Origin of the sequence: Marinobacter sp. ELB17, from assembly GCF_000169375.1 — a bacterium.
GTDB lineage: Bacteria > Pseudomonadota > Gammaproteobacteria > Pseudomonadales > Oleiphilaceae > Marinobacter.
This window is the reverse complement of the sequence record NZ_AAXY01000011.1, coordinates 68,078-85,180: the sequence shown is the minus strand read 5'-3', so window position 1 is coordinate 85,180 and position 17,103 is coordinate 68,078. Positions and strand designations below refer to the sequence as shown.

Annotated in this window: 19 protein-coding genes; 4 read left to right on the top strand and 15 right to left on the bottom strand. The window is 55.4% G+C overall.

From position 1 onward, the window contains the following. The first annotated feature begins 147 nt into the window (after positions 1-147). Positions 148-1,233: an alpha/beta hydrolase gene (locus MELB17_RS13860; RefSeq protein ID WP_198136492.1), complete on the top strand. Its 1,086-nt coding sequence runs from the start codon at positions 148-150 to the stop codon at positions 1,231-1,233. Here the strand turns inward: MELB17_RS13860 and arfB are convergent. Together arfB and MELB17_RS13850 are read right to left on the bottom strand one after the other, a co-directional pair. Then, a complete protein-coding gene (gene arfB / locus MELB17_RS13855) occupies positions 1,230-1,643 on the bottom strand; it encodes an alternative ribosome rescue aminoacyl-tRNA hydrolase ArfB (protein ID WP_007350898.1) in 414 nt (137 codons plus the stop codon). The two genes, MELB17_RS13860 and arfB, sit on opposite strands and share 4 nt — an antisense overlap. Before the next feature lie 28 nt (positions 1,644-1,671). Further along, complete coding sequence (locus MELB17_RS13850) at positions 1,672-2,538, bottom strand: cation transporter (protein WP_007350897.1); 867 nt, start codon at positions 2,536-2,538, stop codon at positions 1,672-1,674. 142 nt (positions 2,539-2,680) lie between these two features. On the opposite strand from MELB17_RS13850, the gene MELB17_RS13845 reads away from it, so the two are divergent. Further along, positions 2,681-3,565: a LysR family transcriptional regulator gene (locus tag MELB17_RS13845; protein WP_007350896.1), complete on the top strand. Its 885-nt coding sequence runs from the start codon at positions 2,681-2,683 to the stop codon at positions 3,563-3,565. A gap of 56 nt (positions 3,566-3,621) precedes the next feature. Here MELB17_RS13845 and MELB17_RS13840 read toward each other — a convergent pair whose 3' ends face one another. The 7 genes from MELB17_RS13840 to MELB17_RS13815 all read right to left on the bottom strand — a co-directional run bounded on the left by MELB17_RS13840 (position 3,622) and on the right by MELB17_RS13815 (position 9,128). Further along, positions 3,622-4,095 (bottom strand): DUF4442 domain-containing protein, encoded by a 474-nt coding sequence (locus MELB17_RS13840; RefSeq protein ID WP_007350895.1) that lies wholly within the window; start codon positions 4,093-4,095, stop codon positions 3,622-3,624. A gap of 92 nt (positions 4,096-4,187) precedes the next feature. Then, positions 4,188-4,796, bottom strand: a complete 609-nt coding sequence (locus MELB17_RS13835; protein WP_007350894.1) for a LysE/ArgO family amino acid transporter — start codon at positions 4,794-4,796, stop codon at positions 4,188-4,190. A gap of 71 nt (positions 4,797-4,867) precedes the next feature. Next, positions 4,868-5,458 carry a copper chaperone PCu(A)C gene (locus MELB17_RS13830; protein WP_007350893.1) on the bottom strand — a complete coding sequence of 197 codons (591 nt, stop codon included), beginning with the start codon at positions 5,456-5,458 and terminating at the stop codon, positions 4,868-4,870. 109 nt (positions 5,459-5,567) lie between these two features. After that, positions 5,568-7,820: an EAL domain-containing protein gene (locus tag MELB17_RS13825; protein ID WP_036184805.1), complete on the bottom strand. Its 2,253-nt coding sequence runs from the start codon at positions 7,818-7,820 to the stop codon at positions 5,568-5,570. A gap of 146 nt (positions 7,821-7,966) precedes the next feature. Continuing rightward, the gene (locus MELB17_RS13820) at positions 7,967-8,305 is read right to left on the bottom strand and encodes a zinc ribbon domain-containing protein YjdM (protein ID WP_007350891.1); all 339 of its coding nucleotides are present in this window, start codon (positions 8,303-8,305) and stop codon (positions 7,967-7,969) included. 108 nt (positions 8,306-8,413) lie between these two features. Next, positions 8,414-8,572 carry a hypothetical protein gene (locus MELB17_RS24625; protein ID WP_007350890.1) on the bottom strand — a complete coding sequence of 53 codons (159 nt, stop codon included), beginning with the start codon at positions 8,570-8,572 and terminating at the stop codon, positions 8,414-8,416. A 139-nt stretch (positions 8,573-8,711) separates the two neighbouring features. Further along, entirely contained in the window at positions 8,712-9,128 is a 417-nt protein-coding gene (locus tag MELB17_RS13815; RefSeq protein WP_007350889.1) for a GFA family protein, read from the bottom strand. A gap of 227 nt (positions 9,129-9,355) precedes the next feature. On the opposite strand from MELB17_RS13815, the gene dacB reads away from it, so the two are divergent. Then, positions 9,356-10,927, top strand: coding sequence for a D-alanyl-D-alanine carboxypeptidase/D-alanyl-D-alanine-endopeptidase (gene dacB / locus MELB17_RS13810; RefSeq protein ID WP_007350888.1), 1,572 nt, complete (start codon positions 9,356-9,358; stop codon positions 10,925-10,927). Positions 10,928-10,968: 41 nt separating this feature from the next. On the opposite strand, the gene MELB17_RS13805 is transcribed toward dacB, so the two are convergent. Beyond that, on the bottom strand, positions 10,969-11,160 hold the full coding sequence (locus MELB17_RS13805) for a DUF2798 domain-containing protein (RefSeq protein ID WP_036184803.1): 192 nt from the start codon (positions 11,158-11,160) through the stop codon (positions 10,969-10,971). A gap of 114 nt (positions 11,161-11,274) precedes the next feature. On the opposite strand from MELB17_RS13805, the gene MELB17_RS13800 reads away from it, so the two are divergent. Then, positions 11,275-12,171 carry a DUF6279 family lipoprotein gene (locus tag MELB17_RS13800; RefSeq protein ID WP_007350886.1) on the top strand — a complete coding sequence of 299 codons (897 nt, stop codon included), beginning with the start codon at positions 11,275-11,277 and terminating at the stop codon, positions 12,169-12,171. A 21-nt stretch (positions 12,172-12,192) separates the two neighbouring features. Here the strand turns inward: MELB17_RS13800 and MELB17_RS13795 are convergent, their stop codons facing one another. The 5 genes from MELB17_RS13795 to MELB17_RS13775 form a co-directional block, all read right to left on the bottom strand. After that, positions 12,193-12,960 (bottom strand): SDR family oxidoreductase, encoded by a 768-nt coding sequence (locus tag MELB17_RS13795; RefSeq protein WP_007350885.1) that lies wholly within the window; start codon positions 12,958-12,960, stop codon positions 12,193-12,195. A 38-nt stretch (positions 12,961-12,998) separates the two neighbouring features. Then, complete coding sequence (locus tag MELB17_RS13790; RefSeq protein WP_007350884.1) at positions 12,999-13,718, bottom strand: histidine phosphatase family protein; 720 nt, start codon at positions 13,716-13,718, stop codon at positions 12,999-13,001. Further along, positions 13,718-14,782, bottom strand: coding sequence for a phosphotransferase family protein (locus tag MELB17_RS13785; protein WP_007350883.1), 1,065 nt, complete (start codon positions 14,780-14,782; stop codon positions 13,718-13,720). Before MELB17_RS13785 ends, MELB17_RS13790 begins: the two co-directional genes overlap by 1 nt. A gap of 43 nt (positions 14,783-14,825) precedes the next feature. Next, entirely contained in the window at positions 14,826-15,647 is an 822-nt protein-coding gene (locus MELB17_RS13780) for an SDR family oxidoreductase (protein WP_007350882.1), read from the bottom strand. A 182-nt stretch (positions 15,648-15,829) separates the two neighbouring features. Continuing rightward, complete coding sequence (locus MELB17_RS13775) at positions 15,830-17,038, bottom strand: acyl-CoA dehydrogenase family protein (protein WP_007350881.1); 1,209 nt, start codon at positions 17,036-17,038, stop codon at positions 15,830-15,832. Positions 17,039-17,103: the final 65 nt, after the last annotated feature.

Sequence of the window (17,103 nt, the reverse complement as noted above, 5' to 3'; positions counted from 1 at the left end):
CGTGGTCAATGAATGTTGATAGCCCTTACGTACTTTAGGCCGCCGGCTCACAGTTTCAACCGCGAGCGGTATTGAATCTGGCAACCAACGCGTGCTTATGCAATGCTTAAAACAGAAACTGCAAGCGGCTGGCGAGGCATTTTTATGATGTGGGCTCTGTATTTACTGATCTTTATCGGTCTGTTTTTGCTGGTTTTTTTAGCCGTGTCGTTCGTGCTGTTCCGGCCAGAAGACTATTCGACGTTTGATAGTCATGAGTTCAAATCGCGGACCGCACTGCCTAGCATCGCCAACAAAGAGGTAATCGAGCGCGTACGCAATATGGGGCAAAAGCTGCATGGCGTTAGGGGGCGGGCGCGAATTCTTGCCATGCGCGATTATATGGACAGCATCAGCGATGACCTGCACATGGTGTCTACCGTGACTGCGACCGACCAGCCCCGCGGTGAGTGGTTGGTAACCCCCGGCGCCGATACCCGTCGGCGTATTCTGTACATTCATGGCGGCGCCTGGATGGCCGGTAGCCCGCGCAGCCATCGCAGCATGACCGACCGGCTGTCGCAAATTGGCAAGGCTGCGGTGTTTGCGGTGGACTATCGGCTGATGCCGGAATATCGCTATATGGCCGGCGTGGAAGACTGCCGCAAGGCCTATGAGTGGCTGTTAGAAAACGGTCCGGAGGGCAAGCAGGAGGCTCAGATTATGGTGATTGCGGGTGATTCGGCCGGTGGCAGCCATACCTTGGCTCTGATTGCCTGGCTGCGCGACCAGAAGCTGCGCCAGGCCGATGCGGCCATTGCGCTGTCGCCGTCCACTGACATGACCATGACCGCGCCCAGCAATCGAAGCAATATAGCCACCGACCCCATGCTAGGCCCAATGTTTGGTGGCCTGCAAAAAGTGCCGCTGCCGGTTTTGTGGTGGTTCAGTACGGCAACTTTCCGCATGCGACCGGCCAGCCCCGTGGCGTCGCCACTACGCGGGCCGCTGCATGACCTGCCGCCCACCCTGATTCAGGCCAGCGACTGCGAAATGCTGATAGATAACGCAAGGCGCTACGCCGCCAAGGCGCAAGCAGAGGGCTCACCGGTGGAACTGCATATCTGGCAGGGAATGGTGCACGTGTGGCAGATTTTTGGCCCGATGCTGCCAGAAGCAGACGAGGCTTTTGACGATATGGCGGAGTTTCTGAGAGTTCACACCGGCGCGGCAGAACAGGATCGAGCGGGCTAAGCTTGAACCTTTCCCCGCAACGCTTTGGTACGGCCCTTTTGCACTTTACCGTCGGTGCGCTTGCGCTTGGCGGATTTGCTGGGTTTTGTGGCGCGGCGCGCTTTTTGCGGTTTTACCGCTTGCAGGATCAACGCTTTAAGCCGCTGCATGGCGTCGTTTTTGTTCAGCTCTAGCGTACGATGGCTTTGTGCTTTAAGCACCAGTACACCGTCTTTGCTGATGCGCTGATCGTTCAGCGCCATCAGGCGTTCTTTATAAAACAGTGGCAGCGACGAGTTCCAAATGTCAAAGCGCAGATGCACCGCAGAGGAGACCTTGTTGACATTCTGCCCACCGGCACCCTGAGCGCGGATCTGGGTGATTTCGATCTCCCAGTCCGCAAGTTCAACAGCGTTGGATAATTTAAGCATGACCTACTTTACCACGACAGATGGGGCACTAGTCCGAAGCATGTACAAATATGCGCGCTTCTACCGGCAGGTTTGCCAGCTTGCGATGCAGCCGGAATCTGAGGCGGTTGATATCGTCCTGCCAATTATCCGGCAGAGCCACTTCTACCATCAGTGATGGGCCAACCTTGATGGTGCTGGCACAGTCCGGGTGTAAGCCAACATCCCGCATGGCCTCAGATACACAACTTTGCAACTCTTCAGACGGTGCAGACAAAAGCAGTTCACGCACAGCCGCCGCGGTCATTTTTACCGGAACTACCAGAAAGTAACCTGAAATTAGCATCATCATCATCGGGTCGGCGTACTTGGCCAGGTGACCCCAGGCACCGGTTTCCAGCAAAGCGGCCGCTACAAAACCAATCAGCACGGCCCCACTCAGCCCCATATCCATCAGCCACTGCTTCTTTTCCGCCAGCAGCAAACCGGACTGGCTGCGGCCCGTAGCCCAATGCAAATAGGCCCACACCAGTGCGCAACCCATCACGCTGATTCCAGAGAAAATCAGAGCCATACCGGCGTCAACAACCTGACCACCGCTGAACAAAGCGGCAATGGCAGAGAACAGCGAGATGACACACACCAGGGCAATCGTCAGGCCTTTTACCGCAATCACCAAGGGCTCCAAAGCACCACGGCCCAAGGGGAACGCATCGCAGGCTGGCTTGCGCATCAGGCGCGCCGCATAAACCGACAACAGCGACAACATCAAACTCACCAACGAATAGGCGCCATCAAACAGAATAACCAAAGAATCGACCCACAAGCCCCAGGTAATACCCAGAACCGCAAACAGGGCAGCACCCATCGACGATAAAATCAGCGCCAGGTTTTCCCGCGCCAGAAAAGCAGCCATAAACACCTCCAGTGACTGGAGACTGATATTAATGATAGATACACTGAGGTGCGAGTCGGTGGCCGACGGTTTATCCGTCGCTAATAAGGGTAAATACGCAATTTAAGGCACTTTCTAATACACTTTCTAAGGTACTTCTAGCGTGAAAACGTCGCAAATACAGATTTTTCTGGCGATTGTGCGCTTTGGCACCGTTGCCGCGGCTGCCCGCGAGCTCGGCCGCAGCCGCACCACCGTCAGCACGGCATTGGCGGCGCTGGAAGACGAGTTGGGTGCGCAGCTGTTCGAACGCAGTGGTAACCAGCTTCAGCTGACCGCTGTGGGCCACTCCATCGTGACCGACTGCCGTCGCTTTGATCAGGTAGCGGGCCAAATCTTGGCGCGCTGCGAGCACCACCTCAGCGGTGCCGAAACCGCCCTCCGTATCGGCCGTGATGATTCCCTGCCCGAGTCGGCATGGCGCAGAATTTTGCAGCGCCTGAAACAACGCTTCCCCCATACCAGTATTGCGGTGTATCTGGCCTCACCCCGGGAATTGCCAGCGCTGGTGGAGCACCAGTCGGTGGATGTGTGTTATGGCTTGATGCCCGAACCCACCACCGAAGGCTATGAGTGGCGGCGCGAGTTGGCGGATGTGCGCATGTTAACGGTGGCGGCAAGCAGCCACCCGTTGTGTCAGCTGGAACGGGTAACTCAAGACGACCTGGTGGCGCACACCGAAATCACCTTGGCCTCTATACGCGATATGCGCCTGGAGCCGGAATCCCCGGAAACGGCCAACTATCTGGCGTTTACCCAGTACGAACTGATACGGGACTCAGTGATTGATGGCGCCGGCTGGGCGGATTTACCGCTGCCACTGATTCGCGAGGCGTTGGCCAACGGCGAGCTGACCACCATCCACCACCGCAGTGCAAAATGGTGGAAAGTGTTCAGCGCGCTGGAATCCGAGTATGCCCAGGGTGGCGCCGTGGTGGGCTGGCTGGGCAATGAACTAGAGACTTATCTGGCCGAGGTGGCCAGCTAGCCCTCTCCCGGCTAAGGGTGTGGCCACTGTGCCAGCGACCAGCCAGGGCAGAGGCCTCAGTCTGTCTTGCGGCGAATGTAAAGCACCTTGTGTACGCGAGCAACCAGCTCGCCTTGTTCGTCATGCACTTCGACGTCCCAGGTGGGCAGTATTTTCTCGCCATCGGCGGTGGCTGCTCGAATTTCATCGAGACGTTCGTTCGTCAGCTCAAAGTGCGCCACAACTTTGCCTTTGCCAGGGCGGATGAAATCGATGTGGGCAGATTTGTCCCACACAACGTAGCCATTGCCCAAGCGCCGCATCAGCAGCAGCATATACATCGGGTCTAACATGCTATAAAGCGAGCCGCCAAAATGAGTGCCAACGTAGTTGGTGTTGTACCAGCGCTGGCGCATTTCCACCGTGGCAGAGCCAAAGTCGTCGGCGATATGGGTCACCCGGATGCCCGCACCCAAGTAGGGCGAGTAGGCAGACATGATTCGGCGCAGAGCGCCTGCACTGGCAAAAAAGCGGCGAATAGTTTTATTCATAAACTGGCTCGAAGTGATGTTTTTAACGCCGATTTGAACACGGTTGGTTCTCGTGCAGCCTATTGACTTCTAAGAGTACGCGTTAAAGAGCGCTACAGACTGCCATTAAGAGCCAGTTGCAACGCTATCGCCGCCATCATTAAACCAATCAGGCCGTCAATAACGCGCCACGCCAGTGGCCGCGACAGCACAGGTGCCAAAGCTGCACCGCCCCACGCCAGCAGGCTAAACCACACCACCGAAGCGGTGCTGGCGCCGATCACAAAAGCCACGGCACTGCTCTGCTGGGCACCAATCGCCGGCACCAGCAACAACGTGTCGAGGTAAACCTGAGGGTTCAGAAGCGTGACCGCCAGCGCGGTCAATACCACCTTGCGCAAACTGCCTCGAGTGGCCGCTCCAACTTTTAACGCAGCGCGGCCCCTCCAGACACGCACGGCCGCCTGAAGCGCCAGCCAGCCCAAAAAAATCACGCCTAGCCAGCGCAAAAACTCCAACGCCTGGGGCACGGCTATCAGCGCCGCACTAACGCCGAACATACCCAAGGTGAACAGACTGGCATCGCACACTGCGCAAATAGCCGCCACCGGCCAATGGTGCTCCCGGCGAATGGCCTGGCTCAGCAGGTAGGCATTTTGCGCGCCAATGGCAATAATTAAACCACCACACACCAGTAAGCCGGTTAGGTAACTTTCAAACAAACGCAGATTCCTTAAAAAAGCTTGGCTTTTTAGACGCTGCGCAGAATATCGGCTTTACACCACAATCGCCATTAATGATCCATATCGGAGTGGTTCATGCTGGAATGATCTATTGCAGAGTGGTTCATCGTCGAATGGTCCACTCCACCATCGTCTTCGCCACTGCTATCCAGCGACCTGACGTCCAGTACGGCCTTCTGCGCCGGGATGCGTTCAAATTTTAGCGTCACAGGAATTTTCTGCCCGACCTTTAACGGCTGTGTTAAACCTTCCAGCATCAGGTGATAGCTGAGGGGCTTGAACTCCACGCTCTGACCAGAGTCTATGCTCAAGCCATCCGGCAACGGTTTCATACGCATCATGCCGTTGTCTGCGAGGGTTTCATGAATGGAAACGTCTGTGGCAACCTCGCTGGTGGCGCCGGTGAGGCGTACCGCTGCGTCAGTGTGGTTGTGAATGACCATGTAGCCAACCCCGACCGCTGCGCCCGGCGGCGTTGGCCGGCTCCAACCGTGCTCCACCATGACACCGCTAACATGGGGATGGGGATTGGGAGCGGTGTCGGCGGCAGCCATCAGCGGAATGCAACTGGCGACCGCGGCAACAACAGCGACCGTACTAACATGACGGGCAAAGCGACGAATCAAAGAAGAAGGTTCCATCAACAGCTCCTGCAAGGTCAAAATCGATAGTCAGCATAGCCTGCCACAAACAGCCACAGCAACGCTGCGACCAATTGTCGCTGGGCCAAAACAGCCAGACGGAACACTATTAGTGGGGGGACTTTGGCCCAACAGAAAGAGCGGCCGGACGGCCAAAATAGTAGCCCTGAAACAATTTGCAACCCATTGCCATTAACGCCAGGTATTGGCCTTCGGTTTCTACGCCTTCGGCAACCAGTTCGAGCTGATGACTGCGGGCAATGCTGATAATGCTGGCGACCATGTTTTGAACTTTGTGATCATCTAACAGGCCGTCAATGAAGGTCTTGTCAATTTTCAGCTCGTCCAGCGGCAGGGTTCTCAGTAAGCTTAGCGACGAGTAACCGGTACCAAAGTCGTCCATCGATACCCGCACACCCTGTTTGCGCAATTCGTTGAGTACGGCCAGTACATCGTCAAAATTGGAAATAAACAGACTCTCGGTCATTTCCAACACCAACTGCTTGGGCGACAGCCCATATCTCGATAGCAAAGACAAAACATCTTTGGCAAAACCCGGCTGCAAAAATTGCAATACCGATATGTTCACCGCCAGTTTTCGCATTTCACCCTGAGCACCCACAAACTCGGAAAACTCGCGAACGCTGGTTTCCATTACAAACTGACCCAGCGCTGGCATAAGTCCGCTGGACTCGGCAACCCCGACAAATTCATCAGGGCCGACCTGACCGAGTTCCTCGTCGTACCAGCGCACCAGCGCTTCGTATCCATAAACGACTTTGACGTGATCAACCTGGGGCTGAAACACCATGGTCAGCTGCCCAAGGCTCAACGCTTGGCGCAAGCGTTGTTCAAGCTGCACCCGGCGGATGTAGGCCTGTTCGAGTTCTTCCCGATACAGACACCAGTCATTACGGCTCTTTTTGGCCTGATACAGGGCCAGGTGTGCGCTGCGTAAAAGCGTATTCACCGAATCGCCATCGCGGGGGGACACCGCGACACCGATGCTGGCACCCAGCTGCAAGGGAAACTGTTCCAGTTCCAGCGGTTTGTCCAGTTGGTGGCTAAGCTGGCGCGCATGACTCTCGAGCGCCTGTAAATTCACCACCTTAATCAGTAACACAAACTCATCGGCGCCCAAACGAGCCACTACGTCCTTGTCGTCGACTACGCTGAGCAGCCTGCGTGCAAATGCGCAGAGCACCTGGTCACCGTATTCTTGCCCAAAACGGTCATTAACGCCGCGAAAGTGGTCGATATTGATGACAGCCACCATAAAGCTCTGTTTGCGCCGCAGCAGACTCTTGATGCTAGCGCTTAGTCCCGAACGATTGCCCACTCCTGTCAGTTCATCGTGTCGCGACAGGTACATCAGCTCTTTGAGACGCTTGGCTTCAGCGACCGCGATAATACGAAACATGATGAACAAGGCCAGAAAACTGCCTAGGAAAATGCTGACGTATAACAGTGCGGTTTTAAAAAACGTCACCCACAACGGGCGCATCAGGGTTTCAGACATCACCCACATTTGGAACCGATTGTTGAATTGGGCAGCTCCCAGATAGTTTTTCTGATCACGATGAATGCGGTAGGTATAGGGTGTATCTGACTGCTGTGTGTCTGCCGGGGACAGATTCTCCGACTGAGGGATTTGGCCCACAAGCGTTTGAGCCTGATAACGGAGTTTGGAATACTGCTCCGGGCCCGTGCCCTGCTCTGAAATAAACTGCACATAGCCGTCTGACGCCCGCGTCAGCATGACCCGATCGTAAGCGCCGCTGTATAAGGAGTTACTCAGAACACCGGCGCGGCCGTCAATACGAAGGCCAGCCGTCATTACCGCAACCACCTCACCCTGGGGATTGCGCAGCGCTTTGCGCACCGGAATTGTCCACTTGTTGATGGCGCCCATAAAATACGTGCGCCCCAATACCATGGTGTCGGTTGCCAAGGCTTCTTGAAAACTGTCTCGCGAGGTTTTCGCTCGCAACAGGTTTGGCAACAAACCCAGATCCAGATTAGAACTCACCAGCATCAGTTGCCCGTCTGAGCGGGCCATTCCCAAACCAATAGCAACGGGGTTTTCCTGAAGAATACGATCCAGTTCAGCTGAATGCTGGGGCGTCTGTGGCAGATTGCCAGCGCGCAGAATTTCGCGACCAACAACCGTCAGCAATAGCTCTTGGGTACGCAAAACGCTGTCTATAGACTGCGCCACCAATGCCACCCGCGCGCTATGGACTGAATTGCGCTCGGCAATAATCGATTGCCAGAACGACAACAAAAGCAGGACAAGAATCACACCTCCCGCTGCCAGCGTCAGAAGATAGAGTGTCCATAAATTGCGCTTTAATAATGCCAAAGAAAAAGATTCCGCTGGGGCTGCAGGTTTTGCCGTCTTTTCACGATGATCATTTAGGGTTAGCCATCTGCGAATGTTCCTTCAATTTAATCCGCATGTTAACAGCTAAATCCCGGATTTTCACAACCTGGAGCACATACTCCGCATCAGACCTTTTTGACGAACTCCGACTTCAGTTTCATCGGCCCAATACCGTCTACTTTGCAATCAATATCGTGATCACCGCCAACCAACCTTATCCTTTTAACCTTTGTGCCCACTTTCACCACCAGCGACGAACCCTTCACTTTAAGGTCTTTAATCACCGTTACGCTGTCGCCGTCTTGCAGTTCATTGCCGTTAGCATCACGAATGATTTTCTCTGATTCTGCGGCGGCGCCCTCGGTTTCGCTCCACTCGTGGCCGCACTCCGGACACACTAGCTGGGCGCCGTCTTCGTAGGTAAATTCAGAAGCGCATTGGGGGCAAGGTGGCAACTGTGACATAGCAGGTTTCCTCGGTGATTGGATAGGGTGCGCATTATAGCAGAATCACCCCCCGACCCAGTCACACCGAGCGGCACTTGATCTGAGTGTTAACGTGATAGATCACGTTTATAAAGGAACTTGACCGGTCAGAGCCAGCGCGGCCAGCACAAGGCAGATAAACAAACCCGCAGTTCCGGCAATTTTTAGCCCACCCATCAATTCCTGTTCCGGCGTCATAGCACTTCCCTGATTCCAGATGTATCCCAATTCAGCATTGGCCAACATTAAACTGCCTTATGATGGCGCCGCCCATGTGTGCGCCTTCACAAACATCAGCGAAACGCCACACAAACAATTTAATGCGAACAATTATTATTTGCAATGAATTTATTAGGGATGCCCTTCGCCAAATCGCCCATACAGCTCAGTGGGGGTCGTTCGTGCGCTCCGTCTTATCAAACTGTGGTAGCGAATCGGTGATCTGAAACCAGTCTGACTGCGCGGCTACATACACGTGTTGGGCCGCGACTTTACCCAGAGGCTTTTCCAGCGCGCCTACCCGCAGCCGCAAAATGGCGGGAATGGCGTCTACCCTGCTATACAGCTGAGAGCCGCAGCGGCCACAAAAGCCGCGGTATTTGCCCGGGCTGGAAGCGTATTCTTTTAACTGGTCTGCGCCGATCAGCCACTGCATGTGAATTGCCTGTGCCGGCGCGCTGGCGGAAAACGCACTACCGTGCGCCCGCTGACACTGTTTGCAGTGGCACAAGACCACCGGGCCCAGGGGGCCGCCATACTGAAACTGAATATCGCCACAGAGACACCGGCCGCTGTACGCCATCATTAATCTCCTCCCATTAGAAGAGATGTCGTAACCGCACCACGAACGCTGAATGTGAGCGTCAAAGAGTTGTTCATTCAATGTCCTTTTATAAAAAACAAGCTAGGAAGAATATTTAATGGTTTGCTGAGCCTTGTGAATGGTAGCTGCGGAGAAAATAAGCTACTGTTTAATGTGTCGAAAGTTTAATCAATACGCAACGCCGCCCTGCCACTTCGGACGCTATTATGCCCTGCTCGTTTCCCACTGTGAACGCGTTTACTGCCCTGCCGGCTCCGGCTCGCCGCCTACGCGGGTTGGCGTTAGCTGCACTGCTGGCATGGCCGGGGGCCCCGGCACTGGCCGTAGACACGAATGGCCAAAGCGCAATGGCGCAGGCAGGCGCATGGAACGGCACTATGCGGGCCTATGCCAGCAAGTCGCTGAACAGCGACAGCGCCTTGGGCATGGCCGCGCTGCCTATGAACGGGCCGGGCGTAGAGCAGTTTATTAATGCCGACACCCTGATGAGCCCTGGCTCCATCATGAAAGTCCTGACCACCTACGCCGCCTTGGAGATACTCGGGCCCAACTACACTTGGGACACGGATTTTCTGACCAACGGTGACATGTCCGACAGCACGCTTAATGGCAACCTTTATGTGCGCTTCGGCGGTGATCCAAAACTGACCTTCGAGCGGTTATGGTCAACGCTCAGAGAACTGCGGGACATGGGCATAACAAGAGTCAATGGCGACCTGATTCTAGACGGCAGCTATTTCCAGATTGACGGCGGTTTTCCGCCTTTCCACGATAACGGCAGCAACCCCCACGCCCCGTTTCTGGTGGAACCCTCTGCGTACCTGACGAACCTCAACCTGAGCCAGCTGGAGGTTCGTTCAGACGAACGCGGCACCCGCGCATGGAGTACACCGAATCTGGCTGAAGTGGTGATCGACAACCAGGTAGTTGCCTCCGCCGAAGGCCCCTGCCCGGGCCGCGGTTCATTCATCTGGACACCGGTTTTTCACAGCGACCAAAGCGTGACTGTGTCCGTTAAAGGCACATTACCCAAGGGCTGTCGAACCACACGCTACTTGTCTCTGCAATCCCATGAGCGCTACAGCGCATCGATGATCCGCTCGCTACTGGCAGAAATGGGTGTGGAAATCAGCGGCATCAACAGCGTGGGCAGTACGCCTGAGAACGCTAAACTGGTTATGCGCACCACATCGCCAGATTTGGTAACCATGGTGCGCGATATCAATAAATGGAGCAGTAACGTGATGGCGCGCCAGCTGCTACTGGGTATTGGCGCAGAAAAACGCACAGCTGCCGACAACGATGACCGGGTAACCGGTATTCGTGCCATTTACAGCTGGCTGGAAGATAAAGGTATTAACACCACCGGTATGGTGATCGATAACGGGGCCGGTTTAACCCGACATGGTCGCATCAGTGCACGCCAAGGCGTGGATATTCTGAGAAATGCCTGGAATAGCCGATATTCAGCGGACTTGATGGCGTCAATGCCCTTGATTGCAATGGATGGCACCATGGCCCGCAGGCTGCGGAACACGGGTATGAAGGGCGAAGGCAGGATCAAAACCGGTTACCTGGAAAATGTGCGTTCCATTGCCGGTTTTACTCGTGATCAGAACAACACCACCTGGGCCGTAGTGGGCATGGTCAATCACAACCCGGCCTGGAACGGCCAAGCGGTGCTCGACCGCATTTTGTATTCACTGCATCACAAACCGCCAGTGCCGACGACCCTGTCACAATCCGCAGGCCAGAGCGAAAACCGCATTCTGCAGTAGTGGGCAACCGGTCTAGTGTCCCGTCTGGCTAATTCGCAAGCCTACTGCCTGGCACTTAGCGGAAAAACCACGGCCCAAGTCACAAGAAACGCACGCAACCAGCGGAATACGAACTGCCCATCCAGCCCGGTGTTCATAAAGGTAATTACCCCAGACATCAGTAATGACATCATGCAGGACATATAAAAGCCAAAAATAAGCTGGCGCACTCGGGCAGATTTGAAGCGGGACATGAACATTCCTGTAACGTCTGAAAGCAAGCGACTGTCGTAAACGTAATAACGGCTATAGCGTGTGCCAATGCCATACGCATAGTAATAAGTAAACGATCTTTTAGGTAGCGTTTAATGTTTGCACCCACCCGGCCACAACGCATTACACCCGCCACCTTATTACGTTTGGCAACCACGATGGTGCTGGTGCTGGCAGTTGCCGGCTGTAGCTCTGCCAAGCTGGCTTACCGTTACGCGGACTGGGGCACGGTGTGGTGGATGGAAGACTATGTATCACTCACCGGCGCCCAACAGCAGGCCCTTGAACAGAGCGTTCGCGATTTTCGCCAATGGCATTGCAGCCGGGAGCTGCCCCGTTACGAACGCTGGTTAAGCACCGTTATAGCCGATACCAACTCAGCTGTACTGACGAATTCAACGCGTATGGAGTTCCATCAGGAGCAACTGTTTGCCTTGCTGCCAGCACTCACTGAAAAAGCCACGCCCATGGTAGTGGCCTTTCTTAAAACATTGAGTGACGAGCAGGTTCAGGAATTGGCGGCCAATATGGCCGACCGCCAGCAAGAGCTAGAGCAGGACTTGCTGAAGCGCTCCCCGGAAGCCACTGCCTCGGCTCGCGCCGAACGTGCCGCGGAGCGTCTTGAATCGTGGCTGGGCGACTTCAGTGATGATCAGTATTTCCGCATTCAGCGCTGGTCTGCAGCCCAGGCCGGCCAAACCGATGTCTGGCTTGAAGGTCGAGAGCGCTGGCAGCAAGTGTTTCTGGAAGCACTGCAACAGCGACAGCAGGCAGAATTCGCCAGCGTTATCGCCGATTTGTTGCAAAACCCAGAACAGGCTCGTGGACTGGCTTACCAGCAGACCATGGCACAAAGCAAAAACGCTATGGCCACACTGTTAAGCGACCTACTGGCAATGGGTGGCGAACCTGCCCTGGAACAAGTCAAAGTTAAAGCCGCTGAACTGAAAAGCGACGTTGACGTACTCACCTGCCCGCTGCCTACAGTCTGAGGCAGTGCCATTCGCGCCAATTCAAATGGTTAAATAGCCACCGTCAGCGTTCACACAAGCACCGGTGGTGTAACTGGATGCGGCCGATACCAGATACAGCACTGTGCCCGCCATTTCGTCCGGGCTGGCTACCCGCTTCATGGGTATGTGTGCCATCGCCTGTTTTTTGATCGCTTCGTTGCTGGTCAGCGCGCTGGCAAATTTTGTATCAGTCAGCCCCGGTAAAAGCGCGTTCACCCGAATGTTCATTGGCCCCAATTCCATGGCGAAAGACTTGGTCATGGAAATGACTGCGGCCTTGGTAATGGAATAGATACCCTGAAAGTGCCCGGGGTTAACGCCATTTACCGACGCCACATTCACAATGGCTCCGCCACCGTGTTTTTTCATTAGCTGGGCACCCTTGGCGCACATAAAAAAGTAACCGCGAATATTCACATCCACGGTTTTATTGAAGGCGGCCATATCGGTGTCTTCTACCGGCCCAAAATAGGGGTTGGTAGCAGCGTTGTTCACCAGAATGTCCAGCTTGCCGTGCTTTTGTGCGATATGTTCCCAAACCGCGTCAATCTGGTCCATCTCGCCAATATGGCAGGCGAAGGCCTCGGCGCTGCCGCCAGCGCTGCGAATACTGCTGGCCACCGCCTCGCAGCCGTCCAGTTTGCGACTGCTGACAATCACGTGGGCGCCTTGGGCGGCTAATGTGCGAGCAATGCTCTCGCCAATACCGCGGCTGGCACCGGTGATTAACGCGGTTTTTCCGTTCAGATCAAACAGATTTGTGCTCATGGATTTCCCTGTTTTTAGCGAAGTTTTTGGCGAAATTGTTAGCGAAAGGTTACCAGGGCGGGGTCTTCCGCCTCCAGGTGGCTGTAATTGTTGAACACCGCCAAACTGCGCCGACTGTCGCTATGGCGCCCGCGGCTGCTATAAAGCACTCGGGTAACGCTGGTGTTGGCGATCATGCTGTTCAAGTCCAGAGTGCGTTCATCGCTCAGATCAAGCAGCGCTTGCACTATCACTGCGATGGGGCCACCTGAGGTTGCAACCAGCAGATCTTTACCCGCGGCGCAGCTGACTGCCTCGTCCAACGCCGCCAAAACCCGTGCCTTGAACCCGAGCCAGCTTTCCGCGTATTCGTGATCAAAGCCGCCACTGGCCCAGCGCTGGACCGCCGCGACAAATTCCACTTGAAACGTCTTGGCCGGCGCGATGGAAGCAGCCAGATCCCGCGCCATCACGCTATGGTCCTGCCACTGGGGCCGGTGGCGGTGAATCAGCGCCACATGGTCAAACTCATCAAAACCGGACGCCACCTGCATAGCTGGCAGGCCGTCACCAAAACCGCGAGCCATAGCCTCCACGGTTTCCCGATGGCGCCGCAACGTACCGCCAAAAACCGCCTGCGGCTTTGCTGTCGCCGCTTGCGAACACCTCAGTGCGCGCCCCAGCACCCGCCCCTGCTGCCAGCCGATTTGCGAAAGGCGATCGTAATCTTCAGCGCCAAAGCTGGCCTGGCCGTGGCGCACCAGATAAATCGTTGCCATTACAGGCTGCTCTTTAAAATCAGCTTTTCACAGCGCATTTGTAAATAATTGGCGGCCTGGCCAAACATCGCAAAGCGCTGGTCTGCGGTCTGGCCATGGTAATAGCGGGTGTAGATCTGCTGAACAATCACCGCCAGACGAAACAGACCGTAAACCTCGTAAAAATCAAAGTTATCGATCTGTCGCCCTGATTGTTGAGCGTAGTAAGTGACGACCTCGTCGCGAGTCAGCATGCCCGGCTGATGGGTTGGCTGGCGCCGCAACATCTTAAATGGCGCCTCGTCATCCGCCTGTATCCAATAGGCCAGACTGTTGCCCAAATCCATCAACGGATCGCCAATGGTCGCCATTTCCCAATCCAGCACCCCAATCACCTCGAACGGGTTGTCGGGATTCAGCACCACGTTGTCGAAACGGTAATCGTTGTGGATGACCACTTGGGCGACATCGTCTGGCATCTTGTCATTCAGCCATTGCATTACCGTGGCAAAATCGCCTACATCGTCAGTTCGGGCTTTTACAAAGCGTTCGCTCCAACCACGGATCTGACGCTGCACATAACCCTCGCCCTTGCCGAGATGGCTCAGGCCCGCAGCTTCGGCATCCACCTTGTGCAGCTCAACCAGTTTATCAATCACGTTCGTGCAAAGTGTGCGAACGTCTTCTGCTGGCATGGTCAGGTCCGCCGGGAAATCCTGGCGTAGAATTACGCCTTCAAGGCGCTGCATCACGTAAAAATCACAGCCCAGAACGCTGTGGTCATCGCAGGTGGCAACAATTTCTGGCACATAACCGTAAACTGGCTTGAGCGCCGCCATCACACGGGCTTCGCGCAGCATATCGTGGGCTGAACGGGCAATTTTGCCCAACGGCGGCCGGCGTAGGACAAACGAATGCGAGCCGTAATCCACCTGATACGTCAGATTTGAAGCACCACCGGGATACTGGCGAATCACCGGCTTGCCCTTCAGATTAGCCACCGCCTGCTTCATAAAGCGATCGACCGCTGAGGCATCCAGCTCCTCGCCATCGCGCACCGCTACCGCCTGATCGATCTGACTCATTACATCCACTCCCGTTTTACAAAATTCGACCGTGCCGGCACCTTCAGGATTTGGGCTTCGCGCCCATCTTTTTAATCCAGCTCTTACTGCCCTGATGCATCAGCCAGTCAAAAGCCCAGGGAGCGTGGCGCTTGAGGACCCACATACGGCGCTCCTTAACGTGGGGCAGAACCCAAAAAGTGTTGCTCTGAACCGCCCGAAAAATGTCATCGGCCACATCTTCCGCAGAAATCGTGGAGCGCTTCATCAACTTGGCGACATTGCCCTGAATACCGGGAATCACCGAACGCATACCTTCGGTCAGATTGGTCTGGAAAAACGCCGGGCACACGCAACTGACCTGAATACCGCTCTCGCGCAGCTCTTGGCTCATGGTTTCCGATAGAGCAATTACACCGGCCTTGGACACATTGTAACTGTTCATCATCGGTGCCAGCATCAGGCCCGCCATAGACGCAATATTCACAAACGTACCCGCGCCCTGCTGTTTGAACATCGGTGTAAACGCCTTACAACCACGCACCACGCCCAACACGTTGATATCCAGAATCCACTCCCAATCCGCCATCGGCGTGTCTTCAATAGACCCGGCCGACGCCACACCGGCGTTATTCACCACAATATCCACCCCGCCCCAACGCGCGGCCAAATCATCCCGAACCCGCTCCAGATCCTTCAACCGGCGAACATCACAATCCACATAATAGCCCTCGCCCCCCGCCTTACTGATTTCCTGCTCCACCAAAGCGCCCTGCTGCGGATTCACATCGCCAATGCAAACCTTTGCTCCCTCACGAGCATAGCGCAGCGCAATCGCTCGCCCCAAACCACTGGCTCCACCGGTAATAAATACTCTTGTTGTCATAGTTATGTCCTGATGTTTGAAAAACGGTTGATACAAAAACCGGCTGAAACTGTGCGGAGCCGTAAGTGGCGGAGCCCAAACCGCGCTGGGAGCCTTGAGGCGTGTTTCATCCGCACCAACGGCAAGTCGCCAAACTCCGTATTTAGCGCTTTAGGCGCAAAAATCCTATGCCAAATAAAAATCTATTTGTACTTACGCAACTCAAGCCGAGCCACCATCGCTCGATGCACCTCATCCGGCCCATCCGCTAGGCGTAAAACCCGCGCATACGCAAACAACGCCGTCAGCGGAAAATCATCATCACTCACCCCGGCTCCGCCGTGAATCTGAATAGCGTCATCCACAATCGTCTGCAGCATCTGCGGCACCAGCGCCTTGATCATCGACACCTCCTGCAATGCTCCAGCAATGCCCTTGGTATCCAAGGCCCAGGCGCACTTCAACGTCAACAAACGCGCTTGCTCGATGGCCATACGCGCGTTGGCAATCTTGTCCACATTGCCCCCCAATTTAGCCAAAGGCCGACCGAACGCCTCACGGGATAACGCACGCTTAATCAGCAGTTCCAGCGCCCGCTCAGCAGCGCCAATGGCACGCATGCAGTGGTGCACCCGCCCCGGCCCCAAACGGCCCTGGGCAACCTCAAAGCCGCGGCCAGGCCCGGCAATAAACGCCGAAACCGGCAGTCGCACATTATCAAACGCCACCACGCCATGGCCGTAGGGCTCATCAAAGGCGCCAAATACCGGCAACATGCGCTCAATACTGACACCCGGCGCGTCCATCGGCACCAACACCATCGAATGGCGACGGTGCTTGGCAGCATCTGTATCGGTTACGCCCATAAAAATGGCGACCTTGCAGTCCGGATGGCCCACACCTGTGCTCCACCACTTACGCCCGTTCAGCACCACCTCATCACCGTCCACCGTGGCGGTAGCCGCCATAGTCGTCGCGTCTGACGAGGCCACGTCGGGTTCGGTCATACAAAAGGCCGAGCGAACTTCACCACTCAGCAGACGCGGCAGCCATTCTGCTTTCTGCTGATTTGAGCCGTAATGGATCAGCACCTCCATGTTGCCGGTGTCTGGCGCGTTGCAGTTGAAGATCTCCGGCGCAATAAAGCTGCGACCGGTCTCCTCGGCAATCAGCGCGTAGTCGGAATTCAGCAGGCCACAACCGTAGGTGTCATCGGGGAAAAACAGATTCCACAGACCTTGCTCACGGGCTTTGGCCTTCAGTTCGCGGATAACGGGCAGCACCACCCAACGGTTATCTAGCGCCGCCAACTCCCAGTGGTACTGTGCTTCTACCGGAACAATCTCGTCGGCCATGAAGTGTTTTACCCGCTCCAGATAATCCTGGCCTTTGGCGGAAATTGAAAAATCCATTGTTTTACCTCCTACGCTGACTGAGCGCTACTGACACCCGCGGTTTGCGACTACTGTCCAGTGTA